The sequence below is a fragment of the Anabaena sp. CCY 9910 genome (genome assembly GCF_963920875.1).
In the GTDB taxonomy this organism is placed as follows: Bacteria; Cyanobacteriota; Cyanobacteriia; order Cyanobacteriales; family Nostocaceae; genus Trichormus; species Trichormus variabilis.
Window position 1 is genome coordinate 13,660 of the sequence record NZ_CAWUDJ010000052.1, and the last position, 22,663, is coordinate 36,322.

Sequence of the window (22,663 nt, forward strand, 5' to 3'; positions counted from 1 at the left end):
CCTCCTAAATTTCATTCTGCATAATCTTTTCAGCTTCCGCCTTTTCTTCTACTAAAGGCAATAACCTTTCGGCTTCTAATCTTCTGATTTCTAATTCTTCACCAGATGGCTCTCTCAATGTTGATTGAGTTATGAATTTTTGCTGTAATTTGTACCATTCCTTTACGCTCTCTACTTCAGAATTTCTATCAGCTTGGGGAATCTGAATTTGTTCTAATAGCGGTAGCCCTACCTCTCTGCCTCCTCTAAATCCAGGGCTAACAATTATGGCTCTACCTTCTGGTAACGAGTTAAACTGATTAATTTCAAATAGGTTCCTAGTGCTGTTTTGTTCAGATAAGGATGTGCTGGCTCCTCCTTTCCCGCCAGAGGTACGAGAACGCTCTTTATGCTTAATTTGTTCATCTCCTAAGAAGTTACTAAACCTTTGCCCAGCTACATCATCTTGCGGATTAAAAAAGGCTTTTGTTGCACAACCACCAAAAATAGCGTTAGCAACTTCCTCTGAATATGCTTTTTCAAGCTGTGAAATGTTCTGGAAACCCAAGATAGAAACTAAGCCATCTTCGCGGTTCTGATTTAGCCAATCTACTAAAGCAGGAAGGTATAAAGTAGGTAATTCATCCAATGCTAAAACTAGAGGTTCAGTTCTTTTTTTAGCAACATTTCGACTTACTAAAATATGCAAAATGGAAACTAAAAGTGGGGCTATGACATCCCGTTTTTCTTTGTCCATGCCGAAGATGACCATCTTCCGTCCTTTCAAGTCCAAGGGGATATTTGTTGTTCCACAGAACGCAGACAAGGTTGATGGAGTCATAAAGCGAGTGAACAAACCGCTTGTTGTACCAACAATGCTGGAGGCTGTTTCTGGGCTACCAGCTACGGATAAGAATTGGTCAAAGGCAACTTTCACCCAAGGATTTAAGTCTGCTTGCTGAATGCGGTCAATCAGCCTGGGTAAACTGAGAAGTTGATGGCACATCATAATGTCGGGGAAGCTTGTACTGCGTGCCAGCATAAAAATAGCTTGTGCCAGCTGATCTCCTGCATTAGCAAAAAATCCGCTATCGGAAGAGTCGCCACTTGTTAGCTTAAAATTACGGTTCAGGACGATCGCTAACTGACGTGCCATCTCTGCATCAGTCGGACTGCGGAGAAAATCAAGGGGATTTGCTACCCCTGACTCTGGAAAGCCTGGAGACAGTATTGTTACTTCATAACCACGCTCTACTGCATACCCTGCCAGCTTGGGTGCTTGTCCTTTGGCTTCTGCTTTTTCTGACTCTTGATGACAATATTTATAATCGTAGATGATTATTGGTAGCCCCTGGTCGATGGCGGAACGTATCAGAGGATTAATCAGAGAGAAGGTTTTACCAGATCCCCCACTTCCTGAAACTAAAATGCCACGCTGCACATCTGGCAAATAAAGCCTGTTTTTATCTTCTGGAATGTTGGTAATGCGTTTGTTGCCAACAACTTGGAATTTAGTACCTCTGGGTGTACCGATATATAAAGCTACTCTGTTATGTCTGTGTTCAGTAATCTGTTTACAGGCCAGCTTACGAGCTGCTGTTTTCTCCCTACCTCCTGCCCATCGCGCCCGTGCTAGTTTGTTTGTTGCTCCTCGCCCTTCCATTGTTTTGGCTAACACCAACGCTCCAACACTTACAAGTAATCCCAAGCCCATCGGGGAGAAGAAGGCATCATAGAAGTTTTGGGGAATGACATTATGCGCGGGAGGGGCTGTCTTCAGTGTAGATGTTTCAGGCATCGCTACCCCCTACCGAGAATGACTAAATCATTCTCTTGAACTGGAACCCAAGGGACTGGCCCAATAAAGTAGGGAGTGCAGGATTTTCCACCTAAGAAGAAGTTCATGCAGATCCGAAAGAATAGCCCGAAATTAGCTGTACCTGTGGATTCATTTACACTCGTAAGCACAACTTTGAAACCTGAACCATAAACTAGCCTTCCTGTAGGTTCTTTACCTCCGTTGACACGTTGCAATATGCCAAAACCACCGTCTACTTGTTGTGAGGAGCCAGAAGCCCAACGCTTACCGTAGAGGTTGCCTTGCTGTCCGGCGACATCCCCCAATTCCAAATAAGGACACTCTTGACCTACTCCACAGGCGACAACAACAGTTTTATCAGAACGAGTGACTTTACCAGACACAAAGTAATTCTCTCTTGCCCTTGAATCCCCACGCTCCGATTTTCCTAGAACCACAGAGGCTATACCTACTACATCAAGCCCAGAGTTAATTGTCTGAGGCATTTTGTCAAAGGGGACTTTATTTAAAAGTGGCACTTGATTAATAAAACTTTGCTGCCAGTTTTGAAATTTACTGATTCTTGTTTCCGTCAATTTGGGGATTGAGGTTAACGCATATTTGCTCAAATCTAATTGACTTAATGAAAGTTTACTTACTTTAGTGTTGTAATTTAAGGCTTGTGAAAGTGTCCCGCCTGTATAAATTCCGGCTTTTTGCAGTAAGTCCTGAATCGGTTTAATTCTCCTAACATTAATATTTCTTAGGCTAGGAATCGCTTTGACTAAAGACCCTATAGTTTGCCACTTCATCAATCCAAAATCTTCTAATGTCAATTGATTATTTTGGTTGGCACTTCTTGAAGCTATCATTTGTAATGTGAATTGACTTTGTGCAAAGGCTTCATCCACATCCCCTAACATAATTACAGAATCAATATCCTGTCCGGCTGACCAAGAACGGGAGGGGTTATAGCCTAATTTACTAGCAATATCTGGAGTTATATTGATATATCCTGGCTCCTGAACTGGATTTAAGCTACTCCAGCTTATTTTCGACCAATCGGGAGATTTTAGTTGATATTTACCTGATGTGTAAGTAACTGTGGGAATTTCTGCCACTGCTGCCCTTGGCAATTCTAACAATGACACAGCAAGTAAAGACGTAGATACTATTGATAAAATAGCTTTCTTCAAAATCATTAGTTTTGCCCCCATTGGATTAATTTATTGAAGAGTTCTTGGGGAATACCTGATAATTTAATAGCTTCGTCTCTCGCTTTACCCCTTCTGAGTAAGCGGATAGTATCTTGTGCTTTACGCCATTCTCCAGACTTAGGTTTAACTACACCGTTACTAACAGCTACCCCTAATCCATAAGCCACAGCATTAGCATCATTTCTTTTTAATGCCGTACCTACTTGTAGAGAATTGGTTGCTGATAGATTTACTTTGCTTTCAGGGGTTCCTTCTACAGGTTTATTAGTAGTTCGCCGTGATAAATTTTGATGAGGATTAATTTTTGCAGCTGTCGAAACTCTTGAGTCTGGGGCATTAAGAAAGTTATTGTTGACCACTTGTTCACCTCCCCTACTCTTCCGCTCCCGGACTCCCCCTGCTTCCCCTACTCCCCTGCCCCTCTGCTCCCCTGCCCCTCCGCTCCTACTCCCAGAACTTGGCACTGGTCGAGAACTAATTGCAGTTACAGGTGGTTTTTCTACTAACAGAGTCCTGGGTCTGTCAGAGTCCGGTTTAATAATTAGGGCTGTGTATTCTGGTTTACCTCCAGCCGGTGTTAACTTGAATTGATAGTGTTTTTGACCTTCAGCACTAGCAGTAATTACTGTAATTACTGTACTGCCATCTTGACTAGAAGTTAAAGATGGGAAACTAATCGGTTTTATCTGCCTCAAAAATAAAACTGTAGCTCCTCCAGTCCCGCAATTCTCATCATTTGATACCCCACGTTGACATAAGCCGCCATTTGAAGTTAGGGCAAAACGTGATGGATCTCCTAGCCAGACTTGTTTGATTGTTTCACCTGTAGGGATGAAGTTAATGGTTAATCCATAACCACTCCATACTTTTAAATCAATTCCTCTACTATTGCTTCCTTGAGCATCCTGTGAATACACATTTCTGGCTGGTGGTAATGCTGAAGATATGCCAATATTACCACCGATAACTAACGTAGTTGCCAGTAAAATAGCTAAACTTTTCATATCGAAATAGAATGATTTACAAAAACTTGTACTTGCTGTCCTGCTTCAATTACAAAAACTTGTTGTTGCTGATGTAGCCCTTGTATTTGCCGCTCGTTTGAGTTTTTCATCCTGTCTAAAATTTCATTGATACTACCTTGAGCAAAACCAGCTACTAAATCTTTTTCACCGTTATTTGTAGTGGTAGTGGTCGTACCTAATGAACTAATTGTTGTCTCTGAATTAGCTCGATTTTGAATTTCCGCTACCTTAGATAAACCAGATAGTAAGGATGCCATGAGTGAAGAGCCTAAATTATTACCACCTTTACGCGATTTAGCTTTTAGTAAATTCCCGTTCTGACCTAATACCAAAATAGAATTTGCTGGCAATTGTCTTTCTTGTGTTGTGCCACCACTATTAACCAGTGCAGCTATCGCCGTCATTTGGGCTATTTCTGAATTCGTTGGGTTAACAACAGCAACAATATAAGCACCTTTGGGTAAAACTTCCTCTCCATCAAATGCTTTCAAGGGTTGGGAGAGCCTAATTAAAGAAGTCTGCCCTTCCTGCTGATTACTGACGCTACTACCTACCCAAGCAATGGGAGTTTCCATCACTCCGGCGGCACGAGTTCCCACTAGTACCCGTTTGCCATCATAATTAATTGGTGGTTGAGACGAATCTGGATTTGGGTAAGAAGCACTGACTGGTCTAACTCCTGTACCTCCCTCTACTTGGGCATTTTTTAAATCTGGTTGTTCATAGTTTGATTCACCATTACTAGAGTCGCTAGAGGAGTAATTTCCTACATTCGCTGCTGCTAACCATTCCTGCATCGGGTCTTTGGGGGTGGTTCTCACCAAAGGTAATGGCTGGGAACTGCTAACATTAGGTCTGACGGTTACAGGTTTCGGCTGAGAGGCAGGGGGTACAGAGATAGGGGCAGGAGAGAACGGCTGTCTAGGTGTATAAGCGGCTTGATAGCTTCTACTTGGTCTAGTTACGGGAGCAGGGGGCGGTGGCACTTGGTAAGTTGTTGATTGCCTTGGTATTGGCTGAGTTCTCACAGTAACGGCAGTAGTTGTAGGGATGGTTGTTGGTGATGGTGTAGGTGATACATCCCCATGATCTTTTTTACTAATGGCTTGTAATTCGCCTTTTTGAGAAGTGATAGCGATCGCTGTTTTTAGCTCTCCTTTCTCATTTTCTTCGTTGTCTGGTTTAACCTCTGGAGTAGTTTTTGTGTTTTGTTCACTTTGATTATTGCTGGATGAATTTAAAGCTCCTGTTAGTGTGCCAATCATCGTTGCAAAACTGAGAACTAACAGTAAAACTCCACCGGAGATTGTTAGTCCTTTTAATAAAGGATGTCCAGCTACTGGACGAGTAGTAACAACTTCCTCTGGCTCACTTTGTGGTGCATTGACTGTTGATTCTGCCGATGTTGTTGAATCAGCTTTCATCTCTGCGCCATTCATCTGTGCAAATTCTTGGCTACGATTACCATTGCTGGTAGTAGCTTTAGAGTTAGGCTGCTCTGCAACTTGATTCGACATAAAGCACCTCTAAGAATTCAGTATTCAGAAGTCAGAATTCAGAATAGAATTCGTATAGCTAGTTAATAGCCTACTGACTTCTTCAATCTGGAACATTAACTGTGAAGTATCGCCATATTCCAGGTCACGCGAAAGTATTAAGTAGTATCGGCATTCTTCTAAAGAACCTTGTGCAATGTTCATAAATCTTGCTTTGTCTGCTACTCCTTTTTTTTTAAATCCTTCAGCTATATTCGCGGGAATGGATACTGCTGCTCTTCTAAATTGAGAAGTTAGTCCATACATTTCTGATTTAGGAAATTCACCTGTAAATCTATAAACTGATAAAACGAACTGATGAGCTTTCTGCCAAACTATCAAATCTTGAAATGTTTTTGCAGGTTGTCTCATTTATTCTGACTCCTGAATTCTGACTCCTGAATTCATTCTTACCTTAAATCTAAATCTTGAATACGGTACACTTCCATTCCCGCTTTTCGCGCATTGTAAGCAGCTAACAGTTGTTCTGAAGGATTATTTGGTAATGGTGGGGTATCAATTGCTCTGACGAAAACTGTTTTGTTAAAACCAATTGCCTGACCTGATTGGTCTTTTCCTTTAAAGACAACCAAGTTAGCTACCATATCTACTCGCCATTTCCCTTCTGATATTTTTTCAGGAGGTGTCAAATAACGCACTAATAAGGCTGATTGTGTATCACCAGTAAATACATCAGATGGTGTCAATCCGGCTATTTCTCTTAAAAAACTAGCGCGAAAATCTTCTGATAATGCAAACCCTGCACCCCAGGTATTTGTAGTTAGTTTTTTATCAGCTATCTGTACACCAGTATCAAGCTTTAGATTTCTTGGATCTAGATTTTCATCTGATGATTTTGGTAAAGCATTCCAACTCATCAAATTCATCATTGTCCGACCCACAAAATCCATAATTGCTTTGTCAGTACGCTCTTTCTCTCCGATTGGAATCGCTCTAATAGATGTTCCATCTTGCAGTTCGACTAGAGTTGGCTTACTACTGGCAATTTTACCTAATCTACCTGAATTAGCTATGCTGATTAAAAAAACAAATATTAAAACTATGGTCTGTCCTATTGATAGTAAAGGGGCAAAATTTATTTCCCTTTTATCTAGTAATCTCATCTAAATACCCTCCCTGAGACTAACCTGCCACTACTAGAGAAACAGGAAAAAGCCGCCATCCCTCCTCCAGAACCAATTGCTAATGCCAGAATTGGAGATAAAATTGCTTGTACTAGCTGTAAGAACAAGGGATTATTATTACTAGCATTCACTATTGCGCTGGCAGCAATTCCACAAACAATGGAGTATGACATTAATACTAAAGTCAATGATAACCATCCTGAAACCCAAGCATAGATTGGTTTAGCTCCAAAGGGAAAAAGTGACAATACTAGAAAGATAGGGGCGATGTAGGCATTTAGTAGGAATGCTACTTGCACCACATATTGAAAGGCTGCTTGTAAACCACTAAATATAATCCATGACAAGGCTTGCACCATTGAATTAATAGTCTGCCCAGCTATATCTAATGGATTCCAACTATTTGAATAGGATGGTAATCCATATTTTTCTTTATACTCTTGGGCATTTTTTTTGATTTGCTTGATTTTCTCTTCTTTACAAATATCTTGTGGATTTATTATGTTCCCTTGTTCATCTTTTGCTTCTGTAGGTTTCTGTACACACTCCTGCATTTGTGCTTGGGCTGAAAGTGCAAATGCCTGATCCATATTGGCGGTACGAATAGCATCTCTTAAAGTAATGCCATTTCGCGTAATACTTAATACTTTGTCATTTAAACCAACTGCTACATTACGAAACATTAGAGATGTACTCGCTAGTAACTGCCCATTATTAACTGTCAACATTAAACAGACTAATAATGGATAGACCATCTCGTTTATAACTTCATTACTAAATCCTTCCTGAGTTAACCTAGAGTACCAACTTAACGACCAGAAGGAAACAAATACAACTCCACATAAAGCAGATACAGCTACTACTGCTTTGAAAACTTCACTATTTCCACTAGCTAAATCTTGCCAATCTTGATTAAATGAAGATACAACCATGCGAGAGCCGTTAATAGCACCATCTACTATATCTTCTGCATTGGTATCTCCGGTCACTGCTAGTAAATACAAGAAATTAGTTAAATTATTTAGCATTGTTCTGTTCCCAAAAAGCATCAGCGAAAGCAGCCGTACCTATAATTTGTTTGGCACTTGAATTACTATTAGCTTGTTCTTTTCTAGCTTGCTCATCTAACCTACTGGAAATGTCACTCAAATTGATATTGGCTGCTGATAAGGCTCTAGTCTGTTTTTGTGATTCGCTGTGAATCGATTTAGTAATAATGGTTGTTTGCAAATTCTGTACTGCCATCTTTTTTAAGATGTCTTGAGTAATGACATCATTTTGTACTGCATCAGCATTATTAGATGATGTTCCTAATGCTTCATTACTCATTTCGGCTTCTTGTGCCTGAGTCTTTTGTCCTTCTCTACCTAGAACTGATTGAGAAAGACCATAACTATAAAATTGATGCCAGTTTCTTTGAGCATTTTCGCCTTGAGTTTGAGAGTCAGTTTCAACTAAATCAGTATCCTGCTGTTGAATAATTACCTTAATTTTTTTACCTGCTTTTAAGGGATCTGGTATTCCTAAATCTCCTACTGTAGAACTGATAGCATCGCTTAAATCACCGTTTAATTCTTTCCACTGCTGGCTAAATTCTTGTTTTTGTTGTTCAATGTATGTCTGTAAACTAACAATAACTTGCTGAAGTTGATCTAAAAAAGAAGACCCTGCATGAGCAGGTAAGGCGGAAAATAAAATAAACAGAACTACTAAACTAGTAAAAACTGCTAAATGGCGGCTGATAAGGTGTAATGTCAATTGGCTGGGCAATTTCATATAAATTCTCCAATGAGACTGTGAAAGTTACAGGAGAGCAAGCAGATATTACTTCTGCTTTATTTCCTAACAGTTTTTTACCAGTTACCATTAACGGTTCAGGAGGACGTTTATCAGTTAACTTAGACAATCTTCTAAATAAACTTCCCTCGTATCGTGGCTGTTCTGGTATTAAAGAAGCTGATTTGGAATACATCAAAATGTAATGCTTATCAGCCTGAAAATCTGTATTAATCCCTGGTTGATTCATCTTCGCTTTGAAAGTATCCTGTGCTATGGCTGCATAATAAATATTTCTTAATATTCGATTGTTTTCTACATATTGATTAGCAATATCTAAGGACTGTTGACAAGCCTTCTGCTTTTCAGCAATATACTTTTCATGCTGCTGTTGATTCCATTTCCACATTTCAAATGACAGTCCTGCTCCTACAACTCCTAAAATCGCCAGCAAGACTTTATATTGTCCCAATCCCGTAGCAATTTCCAACTTTTTCATAGAGGCTTACCTTGCTGAATACATTCCACATAGTAGTTAGCAAATTCGGCTACCCATTTGAATTTGTCTGGGTACTTCCTTTTAAATCTGTCACGGGCTGCTTGCTCTTCTCTGCTATTAGCAACTAACGCCAACATTGCATAGGAAGGATAGTAACGGCAGCGTACATACTTGTTGTTGTAATCTAACAACCACAGTGTGTATAGCTGTTTAATATTGGGACGAAAACTTTCATTTTTATCAATAATGTCTTTTGGGATTCCTAAATGCTCGGTAAAGCTTTTAGCTGCCCCAGGAACTATCCGCCCAATTAAGCGGCAGGGCATATTTTGTAAAATCTGCTCCCCTGCTTCTGAATTAGCGATGGAAAGAATATCTTGTGCTGCCAGCATCACTCGACAGCCTCCTTTACGGGCAGTGGCACATTTACGCCCTACTAACCTCGATAACGCCGCGAACCTCAACAATACACTGGCTTCATCCATGAAGAAAACGCTATTGGGTGCTGATAGGGATTGGCGGGAGGCGGCGATATATGCAGACATCCCAAACACTTCGGCATCTTTGCTTGATTGTAAGTTGGTCAGTGCAAAAGTGATGAGCTTGGCATCAGTATCAAAGGTGGAGGGACGACAGATGGCATTGCCGATGCTGCTATTTCTCCAATACTGAAAGCGTAGACGAATGTAGTTCAGCGCTCTGTCAACGTTTTCATCTTCATAGCCCAGGCTGATATGCTCTTTGCTAAAAAAGCGTTCCATGTCTGCGAGTGTTGGTGTATCGTCCCAAGCCGCAGAACCTAACCCATCTTTCTTTGCTTTAGCAAAGCGCCGTTGAATATCGGCATGATCATAAAAGGCTTTTGTTCCTAGTGGTATTAAAGACTCAATGGTCTGGGATAGGAATCCATCAAAGGTTTGAGAACCCAACACTAACTGAAGAACAATCAAGTTTACATCATTTCTGTGGGCTTGCAGTCTATCTTCCCATTCATCTGGGGGGATTTTTGATAAGTCCAACGGTTGCACTAAATTATTGGATTCTTTGGAAATATCAAAGTAAAAGCCGTTGTGATAAGGTGTGTAGTCTCCAAATGTACCTGTCCCGTCATCATTTGGCAGGTCAATCATTAAGACGCTCATGTCTTGAGCTTGGCACTCGCCGATGATGGATGATACCAAAACTGATTTTCCTGAGCCTGTTGTCCCCAAAATCAAGATATTTTTGGTTTTTGATAAGTCAAGATGAAGGGGTGAATCACTCTCATCGGCGATTAACTCAAATCCTTGCTCGTCTGCGGGACTGTTCTGTACTATATTTGTCAGTCCTAAGATTTCACTGGCGAAAAATGTTAGCCGCCGATTATATGGACGTAGCAGTATTGGTTCTAGCCTGATTAACAAAGTCTGCAACCAGATTAGCCACGCATATTCAGATTCACGGGTTAGTTCTGTGGGTTGTGATATATAACCAGAAATTAATCGGCAGGCATCATCTATTTCTTCTGGTGTGTCGCGGTAAACTAAGACTACCAAACTCAAGTTTAGTGGTACATCTCCTGTGTACAGTTGTCTTTGGGCTTCGACGGAACGCTCAACATTGATTTGGGCAGAAACATCTATTGATTTTTTCTGCTGCACATTTAAGTCCAATGCTCTGGAACGTTTGGTAATCATTTGCTGGGCAGCACGGGTTATTCCTCTGTCCGCCGGGGAGAATTCTGTGATTATCTCTACGTCAAAAATATTGTTGCGTGAGAATAAATCCCACAGGAAACGAATTTGATGTTTGGTTGAGGCAAAGATTTCTGGTTTGCGGGTCAGTACCATTACTCCCACAAATTTCTTGTTTTCTCCTGTTGGTAAACATACCCAGCGTTTATCGGCAAAAGGTACTCCGTTATTCAAGATGATTGAGCTTAAGTGTGGCTGGTTGATAATTTCGATTGGTTTATCAAATACTGCTTTTTCGTCGATTTCTTCTCTGACACCTTGTTCATCAAATACCAGGGTATGGGGAGCGATTACTGTTTTTGCTCCGATGTTTTTACAAAGCTCTTGCCATAAGTCTTTATCTGTTTTGGGTTGGGGATTTAACCCCATTTCTGTGAGAATCTGTTGGTATCTTAATGAGGCTTCCAATGCCTTGGTTAAAATCTGAGTGAATCGCTTTTTGGTTAGTTGATTCACTCCTGAGTCTGTAAACCTCCTTTGTACGAAGTTGGCTAATTTCGCCAAAAACTTGTCTACTGGGTCTGAGGTTTCTAGGGCTTCTGAGGTTACTGTAAATGACCAGTAAATGTTTAGTTTGATGTCCTTACGCGCTCTCTGGTTTGTTAGTTTTTGTGTCCTGGCTAGTCTTCCCCAATCTAGAAATTCGCATTCTAACGAGGATGAATTGTTGATACGCTGCATCAAATACTCTTCAGCATCACTATCGTCACAGAAGGAACTCCATCTAAATGTAATTTTTTCTCCTGGCGGGATTTCTTTACAACCATTTTCAAAAACTCTAGCTACCGCTTCTATTTCTTGTTCTGAGTTGAACAGGGGATGAATCCCTGTGCATGAGAATCCAAAAATTAATTGCAGGGTATTATTACTATCAGTCAGATTCTTTTTACTCAGCAGGTAAGCTCCAACTGTGTAAGCATCTTTTTTTAGTCTGACTATGGTTGTCAAATCTAACCAATCCTCAAACGGATTGAGAGTTTTTGGTTTTGATGAACGTGTTAGTTTTACTTTTCTAGCACCTACTTTTTTCTTAAGTTGTGGTGATGTGTAAGTTGCATACCCTCTCGTCCATCTTGGCACAATTGGATAAACTTTAGACCAGTAAATGTATGGTTGATCTCCTGATAGTAATGCTACTGAGAAACTAGACCAAAATGCAAAGCCTAGACCCCAAAAAATATCCAACCCGATTATTAAGCACAGCAGTCCGAATACTATACAGAATATACCTGCAAAAATTACAAACTGTCTGCCTGTAAATGGGCCAAACTTTGGACTTTCACCTAAGCTCTGATTGACTTTTCTGATTTCTTCTCTCATAGAGCTTCAGCATTTATTGAGAAAATTCATGCACGTCAGTATCCATATCCCCTTATCAAAAAGAGGATTATGGATGAGTTATATCAAGGACTAATTTTTGAAGAATTCAGCATTCAAGAATCAGAATTAATCAGTGGTGGGTCTAAATCCTCCACTAAGTATTCGCCTTGGGTTTTCCCGAATAGTAGGCCGCTAAATCAGGGATTGAGTAAGGAACTTAAACCCACTTATTCATCCACCAGTCATACAAAATTCCCAAACTGAATTCTGACTCAGTCACGGATGTATTCTGTTTTGATAACCGGGTTTAAGTCCCTCACCAAATTTAATGTTTGCTAGTTCTGAATCCTCAATTCTTTAACTCCTAGTACAGCCTGCGTTACCACCAAACAGCAATGACTGGAATACTACAATCAATATCACTGATATAAAAGTGAAAATTGGCTGCTGTATAACGTTACTGACTTCCTCTCCTCTACCGTAAGAAGCCACTCCTTGATAAACGGAGAAGCAGAAGTAGCCAAACAAAACGATAGTCAATGATGTAAACAGAATCATTGGCAAGCTAGTCAACACTGCATTATTAATAGTTCCACCAGATGAGGCGCTAGTAATCACACAGGTCATTGCTTTTTGAGCGTTGCTAAATATTGAATCTGCTCTAGCTGCTCTAGTTTGCAATCCTATTAAAAGCGTAGTTCCGACTGAAACTAATTGCCAACGTACTTGAAAAAACGATTTTGATAAGCTTTTTTGAGCTTGATTTTTTCTTACTCTATCATCTGCTCGCTCTACTGCTGATGTAGATGCTTTGAGCGTAGCCAAAGTCCAAGGGAAAATTTTTCTTTCCATAAGGAAGAGGAGTGGTGAATTTGCTTAACTGTCCTTTGCTTTTACAAATTCCAACTACTAGAAATAAACTTTTCTTACCAACTTACCTAAATTATTCTGCAAAGGAACAATAAAAAAACTCTATTACAACTAACTATAACAAAACATTTTTAGCAATATTAATTTAATTTCCTATATATTTATTTACTACTCAAACTGCTTTAAATCACGATGTAATTACTCACAACTCTTGACAAGTTACTTCAATTATGTAAAAACCGCTCTTTATTTTTTATTCCTACACAAATAAATCTTACTTTAAGCTGGTTCATATACTTTTGTTACAGCCCTTTTATTAGGACTAATATTATCTTTTTAACATCTTTTATGCGAACTCTGCAATTAAAATACAGTCTTTGATGTCAAATTTCCCACTTTCAGGACATAAATATCTTTTTTGGGACGAAAATCTCAAAAAAGCTAATTTTAGTCACAATTCCCAACTAATAGTTCTACTGTTGTGACTGTCCAAACAAATTTGTCCCCTCACTTTTCTAAAAAGGGTACGATTGGCTTTATTAGTTTCTGCTTTCATACCCACGCGGAAGAATATGGTTGAGCGTTCTTTCATTGACTATTCTCTATACAAACTTTGAAGAAGAATACATCCGCCAGAATTCAGAACTCAGAACAAGAAAGTGGGGAATTCATACCCACCAGGAATTGTTCGCGTAGCGTCTTTGACAGGAGAAGGGAAGATCACCAAATTTTCAATTTCGTGCGGTGTTCCACCGTTTGTTTATCCACCAATCGCACAGAATTCATGCGCTCATTCTGGCTCCTGACTCCTGAGTTCTATTTCGTTAAAGTTTGTGAAATCTGCTGTACTTCCAAAGGCGAATAGAACAAAAGAAGCAGGAGAGCAGGGATTACTCCCCCTGCTCCCTGCTCCCTGCCCCTCCGCCTCTTCGGTTACTTATCATCTCCACGACTTGCTTTGTTTTAACCGCTCTGCTATCTCGAAGTCACAGGGGTTACTGGAGAGCCATTGCTGTGCTTCCTGTTGTAAAATCTGCGATGGCGATTCTAGCATCAGCAGGCGTATGGCCAGATGTTCTAGCTTGATTCGCTCCTGGGGCATTAAAGATAAGTTTTCTATGGTGCAGTATAATTTCACCCAATGACGTGCTTGAGCAGTAGCCTGAAGTTTCAGTCTGATTGCCTGACGGTAATCCTCTGGGCTAAAGGTTGGTTGTTCAGATGGCTCATCCGCTTCTACAGCAATCGATACTGAATTTTCACTTTCGAGGTTCGGCTGTGTGGTTGTTGATATAGAAACTGGTACAGAGGGTTGGTCTTCTGGAGTATCTTCCCCCTGTAAAGTGTTTTCACAGACGCTATCAACATCGCTATTGGCGGTTGTTAATACGTCGGCATTGCCTAAACCAGCGATCGCTTCTTCGTTTGATAAGTTTGGCTTATTTTCATCAATCAGTTCGCCGCCGGAAAACTCCCATTGGTTTTGCTTATGATTGGTAAGATTTGAAATCTCTGAAAAATCAGAAATGGTATCTGAAGAATTAGAAATATCGTTAGAGCTAGAACTACAGCTGAAAAAATTTTCTTGATCTTCAGGAAGAACAGCTATTGGCGTTGCTGGTGGCAACGCTTTAGCTGTTCTTCTGTACAAAACCTTCATATATTGGGGGGGTGTGTAAATTTGCCCTATCTGCTCTTGTATCTCTTGTTCTGTCTGAATTTCAGCATCTGACTTTTCTAACCACGGGTCTGGTATTTCTGGGTATTTTTGGGTGATTAAATTCGCTGTATTGCTCTCTGGACAATCATTTACACGCTGTTTTGTTTCGGTTCTTTCTTCGTGGTCGGGATGCCATAGGGGTAGGTAAATGGCTTTGTGTAGGGTGGTTTGGCTTACTCCTTTGCCATACTCGGCTTTTGATACTGCTATTATTGCTAACGCGCGATCGCTTGTCCGTTCTGGAAATGTTAACGTTTCTTTTAGCTGTGCGACTATCGCACGAATCCGCTCTATTGTCTCTTGCTGCCGTTGTTCGTTGGGGTGCAGGTTGATGACTTTGTTCTCATCTACTTTGCCAAATTGTTCTTTATAACTGTTTGCTCTTTGCGGTATGCCTGCATAGGGGGTATAGAATCCTTCACAGCACCTTGCCCATTCTCTGGCTCTTTGTTCTATTTCTTGTTGGTGACGACACCAGTTTACATATCCTGGGGATTGACAGGCTGTTATCACTATATGATCTACTAATGTCTGTCCGCTTAATTGGCGAAATACTATGCCGTAACACGCTATGTCTTTGAGGAGTTCGTTTGTCTGTCCTTGTCCTGTCCATCCTTCAGATATGCGTTGTTCTAGGTCTTGCTTCCATTGCTCTGCTGCACTGCGCTGACGGTACGGGAATTTTATAATTTTCTTATTACTGGCTTCGACTAGTGCTTGGGCTAATGCTTCGTAGTCTTGCCCGGACGCTGACCAGTCGGCGGCGTTGAGGAAGTCTTCTATGTCGTCTGACCACGGCTCTAGGCAATCATCTAGTATGTATGAGCCTGTCTGTAAGGGTAAGCGATGGGCGTTAAAGTTACTGGGGTTGCCTTTGCTGTACACTTTGCAGTTGGGGAATATTTCTAACTCTCCTCCTTTGATTTTGAATCCTGCTGCTTCTAACGTCTGCTTGATTGCACAGGCTAGGGTGTATGAATGTTGTTTTTCTTCCAAGAAATAATATATGTGCAGTCCCCCACTATCGCTTGATTGTATCGGTATCGGTCTGCATAAGCCGATTTCTTCTAGGCTTGCTAGTAGTTCCTGGTATTTTATTCGGCTGTTTGATGGGTGTAGCTGGCTTTTGCTGTCTAGGTCTATTACTAGGTAGTTCGTTTCTTTGGCAAATCGCAGTCCCAGCATGACATCTGGGTTTATGTATTGTTGCCACAGGTTGCGCGGCTGTATCGGGTAGCGGTTTTCTGTTTGCCACTGTGGGCGTTCACCACTTTTTGGGGTGGGGGCGTAAATGAATCCCCAGCCGTGATGGAAGTATTTTATAAACCTTTGTCCTAATGGCTCTAATGGCTCTAATACAGGTTGTAATGCTTTGTTTGTTTTGGCTTTTGCCATTTTTCTCTCTCCGATGATGATTGGTTCATCGGAGCTACCCACACTTTTGAGGTTTGGGGTGTATCTTTGTATCAGTTATCAGTTATCAGTTATCAGTTAATTTTTCCGTTGGGAGTTAGAGTCCCCCATTTCTAAAAATGACTTGTTTCTGTCGGGTTCAAATCTCCGACTGAAACTGTGATAACTGTTCACTGATTTAATACTTTCAGCCCTTCTTGCTTGTTACACCCTATCCCCTCATTTAGAGCTTCCATTAGCGGTGCTAATATCAAATGTCACCAACTGCTACAAACCAAAAATTTCGCATTCGCTCAAAAATTAATTTTTCTGGTGAAAATGGCTGAAATTCTTAGCCTGATACTCTTATGGTCAATTTTAGAGGGTTGATGCACCTGAATCAGGTTGCACTAATTTTGCCTTTATGACCCAGACATTGCTACATTGAAATTGCTTTTAAAAATAAAATCTTGACGGTTAGTTGTTAACCGCTAAACATATGTCTGGCATGTGGGCAGCTAGCCGATTTCTTTTCTTTACTTACTTGACACAACTTTAAGAGCGACTGATGTAAGCCTTGGCGCTAACTTGTGCATAGTAAATAAAGCAGAAATCAGCCCTCTGTGTCCTTTTTAGGGTAATAATTCCAGTTCTTGATTGAAAAAATCTATTATTCACGACGTTATCCTCATTTTCGAGGCATCTAGCCGGAAAATCATCCCTCAATTACTTTTGGCTAAATATCTTTTGCCAATACTCCGCTTTAACTCAGAGTGGGGATTAATTGTAGCGGTAGATGCTTTTTTTACTATTTGTCCAAAAAAAAGCATAAAGTGTCCCGCCTGTGTGCTAATATTGGCAACAGGTAGGTTACGAGTGGTGAGTCCTCGTTTGTCTAGAGCATTTTGGTGTTTTGACGGCCAAGTCTTTATTCCACCGAAACTGTTCTACAACGACTCACATCTATTCTGATTATCTAAATATGCTGTTTTGGTCGTTACTGCCTCCTTTGTAATGACTGACTGCTTTTACGTGCAGACTTACTCTCGCTAGAGTAACACGAAAAGCGGTTCGACTGTATAAAAACAGATTTGTCTGTCTTGTCTTATAGACTTACAAACACCCAAACGGAAATTTAAACAATTGCATATAAACAGCGATCGCTCCTTATTTGGAGTGGTCGCTTTTTTAAATAGCCCTCCTAAAATGCTAAGTAGTTTTGGGATTGTTGTAGTCATACCGCAATTAACCTATTCCTTGTAGCTACGTCTTTTGAGGGCATTGAGTCAACTTTGCTGTTGTTGACAAACTTAATAGTCAGAGATCGCGTTCCGCAAACCGTAGGTGATCACTGCTCACTAAGCCACATCTTTAACCCAGTTAATACCTTCTCCACACCAATGAACTAGCAACCAACGATTAGAATCCTTGTCTAGTGCAGGTAAGACGCGGAAATTAAACACTTCTTCCCAGACTTCCACTCCATGCTGAGTCACAAAATCTGCTTCTAAGTCTTTAAACTGCTGCCATTGGCGATCGCCGATAGCAGTCAGTATAGGAATGATTGCAGTGATTGGGATTTGGGTGGCTACAGGTGTCATTGGGAGTAGTCCTCAAAAATGCAAATGAAGGTATGGGTGGTTTGTTTGGTAAATCAGGACGCTGTGGTTTCTTAACCTAGTCTCCTTCCTCCCATTCGATTTCAAATAAATCTGAAACAGTCTTCAGGCGAAAGTATTTACAAATTTCTTTAATTGTTTTCTCGTCTATCCTATTGACTTGATTTCTATACAGCTTTCCAACCGTACCAGGTGCTAGTCCTGTAGCTTGAGAGAGTGCTAATTGGCTAATCCCTTCTTTTTCCATTAAATTTTTGAGTTTACAGATCAATTTCATTTACCAAACTCTTTCACTTCAATATAGCAGCTAGTCAGCTAGTTAACTAATGTATAAGCTGATCGATATTTTATCATTAAACAGATAAGATGTTTAAATACTTAAATAGCTTGCTAGTTAGTCAGTTAACTAGCTATACTCCTAATAGACGTTAAAGGAACATTTCATAACGAAACCATAAAAACTAGGACGTGATAGGTACTTTTGAGGAAATACACCTCTGTAAGTATCTGTATTAATAAGTAAACGAAGCAATCACAACCGATATAGAGACTTGAAAAATTTAGCAACAGCCAACAATGACTTTTAATAACTTTTAAAGGATATCGAGAGTGATCAAAGATTATTGTTGTGCTGCTGGTTAACGTAATTTTGCATAAATTGAGCTATTACTTCGCTCATAGTTAGTCCTTGCATAGCACAAACACCCTTAAATTTATTTTTCACATCTTTAGATACACAAAGCCTTAACTCTACTGGTTCATTTTCTTTTTTACTCAAGTTTTACCTCTAGAACATTCTATTAATTTATCCTTGTGGGTTTCATATCACTAAAAATTTCACTTTTTGTCAACAAACAAAATATTACAGCCTAAATAATTACCTAAAACGGTTAGCAACAGCCTAAAACGGCTGCTACTAGTTTTATTAGGAGATTGCAAGTGATCAATATTTACTGTGCAGATATCGGTAACTACAGCAGTATCACCGCTCTCAAAGGTGAAAAACCTCGCGTGATGCGCTCAGTCTTCCAAGATGTGACTTACACCAGTGCCAGGGATCTGGACACGGATAGTTCGCCTTCTGTCAAACTTGATGATAAGGTTTTAGTGCTTGGAGATCGCGCCACAAAGCAGAAAAATTCACAAACGGCAGCAGAAAGGGGTAAAGACCTGCCAGAATTCTTTAAACCGTTTACTCTAGCTGGATTACGGCAAGATTTCGATGGTATTGTCCGGTTTCTTGTTCCAGAACATTCTCAATGGCATGAAGACACTATCAGACGAACTCTAGTTGCTGACCATCAAATCACTGTCAACGGCACAAACTACAGACACCGAATTAAAAACGTTGAATTCTTCCTTGAGACTGATGTGGCTGTAGTTAATGCTTACCGGAATGGCAAGCTTGATACCGATGGCGACACACTCGCTATTGATATCGGCGGCGGGACAACAAATTATGTCGTCATCACTCCATCCTTGGACGTTCTCACTCGGCGTTCAATTCCGAAAGTAGGTGGTGTTTCTCTGGCTAACGACATTATCAATAGCGATTTAATGCAGAGTTTCGCCAAGCGCGATAACGTTGCTTTTAAAGTGGCGAAGATGATGGATGCCATTGCTGATGCTTCTTTCATCTACGGGCGTAAGTATGACTTTAGCTCAGTCTTTCCAGGGTTGTTGGAAAACTGGTTTAACAACCTGATGGATAGCATTTCTACAGCTGCAAATGACTATCTCGCTGACATTACCAACGTGATGCTGATTGGTGGATGTGCTAATTTAGTCCGTCAAAAGCTGAGTTCTAAGCAAGGCTTTTACATTCCTGCCAATCCGCAATTGTCAAATATTCAAGCACTGTTGGCTATGTGAAATGCAAGTACGTTTAGCGGCTCAAGTCGCCAGCAAAGTTGAAGGAGTCCGTCTTTCACTTAACTATTCCAAACTGACTGACACTGTAAATCTGCTGTTGGATGCAATCAAACATCGATGGCATCTAAATCTGTCATTCTTGCCCCAAACTGGGACAATTAACCCCAAAGTCAGACTAGATGAACGCCATCAAGCTTGGGTGTCTCAATATGCAACCGAGAGAGGAATTAGCGTCACTTCTGCCACAAATCTCTTGATTAGTGAATATTTAGCAGGCAATACGATGAATGTTTTGCCTCAGATTCAAAAAATTGAAACAGAAAATCTTGCATTAACGCCACAAATATCTCAACCAGAACAAACGACCGAAAAACCGAAAGGTCAGCTATTAGTTAGGAGTCTTAAGTTATGAATCAGACCCGTGTAGTCTTGGACGAGAAGCACATACCTAAAGCCAAAGAAATTATTGAGCAAACAGGAATCAATACATATTCACAACTATTCACCATCCTGTTAGTTAACTATGGTGATACTCTTGTTCGTTCTTTAAAAGGTGGGAGTGAAAGCTAATGCAAAATCTCACTTGCATTGATGACCCAGCATCACTGATTGAGTCTGGCGTTTATCAAATAGATAGAACTTTGTACCGATACATAGAAAAAACAGGTACGCTCAAAGCACCACAGTATACATTCCGTCCTCTTGCTGGAGAGAAGAAGAAAGGAGATATCAAGCTGAATCACAAGGCTTTAACTACTCGTTGTTATGCAGTAGAAGGCTTATCTGTAAATAGTTGTGTAGCTAATCAACAATCACAGCAATTGTCTTTATTTTGAGGTGAATATGAGTCGGCAATCACTACCTCAATTAGTTGTACAAGTCCAAGAATTGCTCTCACAAATTCATCAACACCCACAATACCAAGCTTTGGAATTTGATTGTGATGTCACGTTGGGTGATGTGAATCAGTTTTTCAATAGTTTGAAATCGGAATGTGAAATTAAAGGCGATCGCACCCACTAACGGCAATCAGTAATGCGAATCGCCTGCTAATAGCATCAGGTATCAATATAAAGGATCTTAGCAAGATGAGCGACAACATCTTTTCTGTAACCTTGAACGCGCTAACTAACAACGGATGCCCAGAGGAATTAGCTCAGTCAGCAGCATTTATTGTGGCTAACGATGGTCCATTCTTACCAGACTTAGGCAGAACTCACCAGCAGCAGCAGATTATTCAAGAAGCACTGCCATACCTGCAATCTGGAGGAATTTATGACCAATTTGAAACCATCGACTCAACGCCAAACCCTCTTACTCACGGACAATTCTTAGGCAATTTTGGGGGAGAACTACCGGACGAAACTATTTGGAGACTTGCCCAAGGAGATGAGACAGCACTCTCTGATATTGCTGATGGTGGGACTAAACAGCAGGCTGGTGACATTTTTAACAGACTTAAGGAGTTAGGAGCATGGGAACCATAGAAGTAGTCATTAATTATATTTGTCTTAGTGACGAAGCAAACGGCTTTTGTAGATATTTGCCTGAACTCACATCAAAGATTGAGATTGATGATCCGTCTTGGGATGGCTACACACAACTAGTAGTTCGCCAACCAAAAAATGCTGTCTTGTGGTCGGCAGGTTCGCTAGTGGGAGCAGAGGAGAGATTTGTACAAGTTTCCCCCCTGCCCCTCCGCACCTCTGCCCCTCTGCTTGCCACCACGCAAAGTTTGCGTGGCGAAGCACTAGAGATCGCTTCTCCTCTGGCTTGCCCTCTCCACACTCATTTTCTCCGTGCCAACGACTACGAACGGTATTCTTTGTATCTCTATGGCACTGCTATGAATTTGGAGTGTAAACCATGAACCGAACCGTAAAACTCAAGCTGGATGCACCTGTCACCTATGCTGCTTTACAGTCTTTAACCAACATCAGCCAAGAAACTATATTTCAAGCACTCGACGGCAATGAGACAGCCGCCGCAGAGGTAGCAGATTTCCGAATCAAACAAACTCAACGCGCCCAAAATGCCAAAGCTGTATTCGGCAACCTAAACCAAGGGTTACAAGCAACTGAGGCAGTCATGGCTGAAGAAACCCAATTTCTCACCGCCGCAGGTACAAGCATCAACAAAATGGCTGATGGTTGGTCAAAGGTCAGAGCCAGCGATGCGCGTTTGGGCTATGGACTACAGCAAAAAGTTATTGCATCTGACAATCAATTAGCCCAAGAACAGTTCCGGCATGGACGGACGCTCAACCTGCTTAATGAATCGCACCGCGCCGCCCTTAGAGTGATTGAGATTGATGCAACAAAGGCACAATCTCAGGTTTGGCAGCAGGTAAAGGACAAGCAGCAAGGACTTTCACCCGCAGACCGAGCCAAAGAAACTCTCAAGGACATTCACAGACACGGTTCTAACGCGATGCGCGGTGTCAAAGGTTTTTTTAGACGGTTGATTGACTAACAAGTAAATTCCCAAGGTTCATCCTTGGGAATAAATCTTTACAGGGTTTGGCCAATGCTGACCAAAAATGAGAAAACGCCTATTTATTTCAATGCTGAGATTGTTGATGATTCGTCTACATCTTTAACCGGGGATGAATACGACTCTCAACACATACAACAGGCGATCGCCTCCACTGACAGTTCTATCACTATCTTTCGTGGCATTGCCCAAGGTGCAGTTTTAGCTGGTTTTCAACTGATCTCAACTCAATCGCTGTATCTGGCAGGCTGTGTAGGACTGTTCCCGGCAGTAGTAGCTGGCTTACCAGTGGGTGCTTCAGTAGCTGCCACCCTCTGCTACTTGCGTTTTGAAAATAGTCTCATTCCCAAAATTACCAATCGTCAAAAGTTGGCTATTGGTGTGACTCGTACTGCGATGCTGGCTGCTAGTTCTTACAAGTTAACCGGGGATGCCCAACAGATGGACTCTATAGCCCGTGGCAGTTTTCAAGTATTTACCCAACAGGTGAGAGAGTTTGAAGGTATAGAGCAACCTAGTCAAAATCATTTCGGCTTCTTGTTGGGGTTTTGGGTATGTGCAGCCCTGGCACTGTTTTTATTTTTACGGAAGAAGCGATGATGAAAGATGTTAAACCTTCAAGGGGCGACAAACGCCTCTAAACTTAGCCAGATAAAGGTTTGAGAGGCAC

The 22,663-nt window shown here is 40.9% G+C and carries 24 protein-coding genes; 9 read left to right on the forward strand and 15 right to left on the reverse strand.

Annotated elements, in window-relative coordinates:
• Positions 1–4: 4 nt before the first annotated feature.
• The 15 genes from ACM5QX_RS25800 to ACM5QX_RS25870 form a co-directional block, all read right to left on the reverse strand.
• Positions 5–1,777 carry a type IV secretory system conjugative DNA transfer family protein gene (locus tag ACM5QX_RS25800; protein WP_414756129.1) on the reverse strand — a complete coding sequence of 591 codons (1,773 nt, stop codon included), beginning with the start codon at positions 1,775–1,777 and terminating at the stop codon, positions 5–7.
• A 2-nt stretch (positions 1,778–1,779) separates the two neighbouring features.
• Positions 1,780–2,979, reverse strand: a complete 1,200-nt coding sequence (locus ACM5QX_RS25805; RefSeq protein WP_414756130.1) for a hypothetical protein — start codon at positions 2,977–2,979, stop codon at positions 1,780–1,782.
• Positions 2,979–3,998 (reverse strand): hypothetical protein, encoded by a 1,020-nt coding sequence (locus ACM5QX_RS25810; protein WP_414756131.1) that lies wholly within the window; start codon positions 3,996–3,998, stop codon positions 2,979–2,981. Before ACM5QX_RS25810 ends, ACM5QX_RS25805 begins: the two co-directional genes overlap by 1 nt.
• The gene (locus ACM5QX_RS25815) at positions 3,995–5,536 is read right to left on the reverse strand and encodes a hypothetical protein (protein WP_414756132.1); all 1,542 of its coding nucleotides are present in this window, start codon (positions 5,534–5,536) and stop codon (positions 3,995–3,997) included. The genes ACM5QX_RS25810 and ACM5QX_RS25815 overlap by 4 nt, the downstream gene beginning before the upstream one ends.
• Positions 5,537–5,560: 24 nt before the next feature.
• Positions 5,561–5,926 (reverse strand): four helix bundle protein, encoded by a 366-nt coding sequence (locus tag ACM5QX_RS25820; RefSeq protein WP_414756133.1) that lies wholly within the window; start codon positions 5,924–5,926, stop codon positions 5,561–5,563.
• A gap of 38 nt (positions 5,927–5,964) precedes the next feature.
• Positions 5,965–6,678, reverse strand: coding sequence for a hypothetical protein (locus tag ACM5QX_RS25825; RefSeq protein ID WP_414756134.1), 714 nt, complete (start codon positions 6,676–6,678; stop codon positions 5,965–5,967).
• Positions 6,675–7,727 (reverse strand): type IV secretion system protein, encoded by a 1,053-nt coding sequence (locus ACM5QX_RS25830; protein WP_414756135.1) that lies wholly within the window; start codon positions 7,725–7,727, stop codon positions 6,675–6,677. Before ACM5QX_RS25830 ends, ACM5QX_RS25825 begins: the two co-directional genes overlap by 4 nt.
• Complete coding sequence (locus ACM5QX_RS25835; protein ID WP_414756136.1) at positions 7,717–8,475, reverse strand: hypothetical protein; 759 nt, start codon at positions 8,473–8,475, stop codon at positions 7,717–7,719. Before ACM5QX_RS25835 ends, ACM5QX_RS25830 begins: the two co-directional genes overlap by 11 nt.
• Positions 8,414–8,974 (reverse strand): hypothetical protein, encoded by a 561-nt coding sequence (locus tag ACM5QX_RS25840; RefSeq protein ID WP_414756137.1) that lies wholly within the window; start codon positions 8,972–8,974, stop codon positions 8,414–8,416. The genes ACM5QX_RS25835 and ACM5QX_RS25840 overlap by 62 nt, the downstream gene beginning before the upstream one ends.
• Positions 8,971–12,027, reverse strand: coding sequence for a helicase HerA domain-containing protein (locus ACM5QX_RS25845; RefSeq protein WP_414756138.1), 3,057 nt, complete (start codon positions 12,025–12,027; stop codon positions 8,971–8,973). The genes ACM5QX_RS25840 and ACM5QX_RS25845 overlap by 4 nt, the downstream gene beginning before the upstream one ends.
• Positions 12,028–12,384: 357 nt before the next feature.
• Positions 12,385–12,879 carry a hypothetical protein gene (locus ACM5QX_RS25850; RefSeq protein WP_414756139.1) on the reverse strand — a complete coding sequence of 165 codons (495 nt, stop codon included), beginning with the start codon at positions 12,877–12,879 and terminating at the stop codon, positions 12,385–12,387.
• 958 nt (positions 12,880–13,837) lie between these two features.
• Complete coding sequence (locus tag ACM5QX_RS25855; RefSeq protein ID WP_414756140.1) at positions 13,838–16,012, reverse strand: hypothetical protein; 2,175 nt, start codon at positions 16,010–16,012, stop codon at positions 13,838–13,840.
• Positions 16,013–17,367: 1,355 nt separating this feature from the next.
• Positions 17,368–17,610, reverse strand: coding sequence for a hypothetical protein (locus ACM5QX_RS25860; protein ID WP_414756141.1), 243 nt, complete (start codon positions 17,608–17,610; stop codon positions 17,368–17,370).
• Positions 17,611–17,686: 76 nt separating this feature from the next.
• Positions 17,687–17,905 carry a helix-turn-helix domain-containing protein gene (locus tag ACM5QX_RS25865; RefSeq protein WP_414756142.1) on the reverse strand — a complete coding sequence of 73 codons (219 nt, stop codon included), beginning with the start codon at positions 17,903–17,905 and terminating at the stop codon, positions 17,687–17,689.
• Between the two features lie 336 nt (positions 17,906–18,241).
• On the reverse strand, positions 18,242–18,406 hold the full coding sequence (locus ACM5QX_RS25870) for a copy number control protein (protein WP_414756143.1): 165 nt from the start codon (positions 18,404–18,406) through the stop codon (positions 18,242–18,244).
• A 161-nt stretch (positions 18,407–18,567) separates the two neighbouring features.
• Between ACM5QX_RS25870 and ACM5QX_RS25875 the strand changes: the two genes are divergently transcribed.
• The 9 genes from ACM5QX_RS25875 to ACM5QX_RS25915 all read left to right on the forward strand — a co-directional run bounded on the left by ACM5QX_RS25875 (position 18,568) and on the right by ACM5QX_RS25915 (position 22,593).
• Complete coding sequence (locus ACM5QX_RS25875) at positions 18,568–19,500, forward strand: ParM/StbA family protein (protein WP_414756144.1); 933 nt, start codon at positions 18,568–18,570, stop codon at positions 19,498–19,500.
• Between the two features lies 1 nt (position 19,501).
• A complete protein-coding gene (locus tag ACM5QX_RS25880; RefSeq protein WP_414756145.1) occupies positions 19,502–19,912 on the forward strand; it encodes a hypothetical protein in 411 nt (136 codons plus the stop codon).
• Entirely contained in the window at positions 19,909–20,070 is a 162-nt protein-coding gene (locus ACM5QX_RS25885; protein WP_190477480.1) for a hypothetical protein, read from the forward strand. The genes ACM5QX_RS25880 and ACM5QX_RS25885 overlap by 4 nt, the downstream gene beginning before the upstream one ends.
• Positions 20,070–20,336, forward strand: a complete 267-nt coding sequence (locus ACM5QX_RS25890; protein ID WP_414756146.1) for a hypothetical protein — start codon at positions 20,070–20,072, stop codon at positions 20,334–20,336. The genes ACM5QX_RS25885 and ACM5QX_RS25890 overlap by 1 nt, the downstream gene beginning before the upstream one ends.
• 7 nt (positions 20,337–20,343) lie before the next feature.
• Positions 20,344–20,523 carry a hypothetical protein gene (locus tag ACM5QX_RS25895; protein WP_414756147.1) on the forward strand — a complete coding sequence of 60 codons (180 nt, stop codon included), beginning with the start codon at positions 20,344–20,346 and terminating at the stop codon, positions 20,521–20,523.
• A 65-nt stretch (positions 20,524–20,588) separates the two neighbouring features.
• Positions 20,589–20,987, forward strand: coding sequence for a hypothetical protein (locus ACM5QX_RS25900; RefSeq protein WP_414756148.1), 399 nt, complete (start codon positions 20,589–20,591; stop codon positions 20,985–20,987).
• On the forward strand, positions 20,975–21,370 hold the full coding sequence (locus ACM5QX_RS25905) for a hypothetical protein (protein ID WP_414756149.1): 396 nt from the start codon (positions 20,975–20,977) through the stop codon (positions 21,368–21,370). The genes ACM5QX_RS25900 and ACM5QX_RS25905 overlap by 13 nt, the downstream gene beginning before the upstream one ends.
• Positions 21,367–21,972: a hypothetical protein gene (locus tag ACM5QX_RS25910; protein ID WP_414756150.1), complete on the forward strand. Its 606-nt coding sequence runs from the start codon at positions 21,367–21,369 to the stop codon at positions 21,970–21,972. Before ACM5QX_RS25905 ends, ACM5QX_RS25910 begins: the two co-directional genes overlap by 4 nt.
• A gap of 54 nt (positions 21,973–22,026) precedes the next feature.
• Positions 22,027–22,593, forward strand: a complete 567-nt coding sequence (locus ACM5QX_RS25915) for a hypothetical protein (RefSeq protein WP_414756151.1) — start codon at positions 22,027–22,029, stop codon at positions 22,591–22,593.
• The last annotated feature ends 70 nt before the right edge of the window (positions 22,594–22,663 follow it).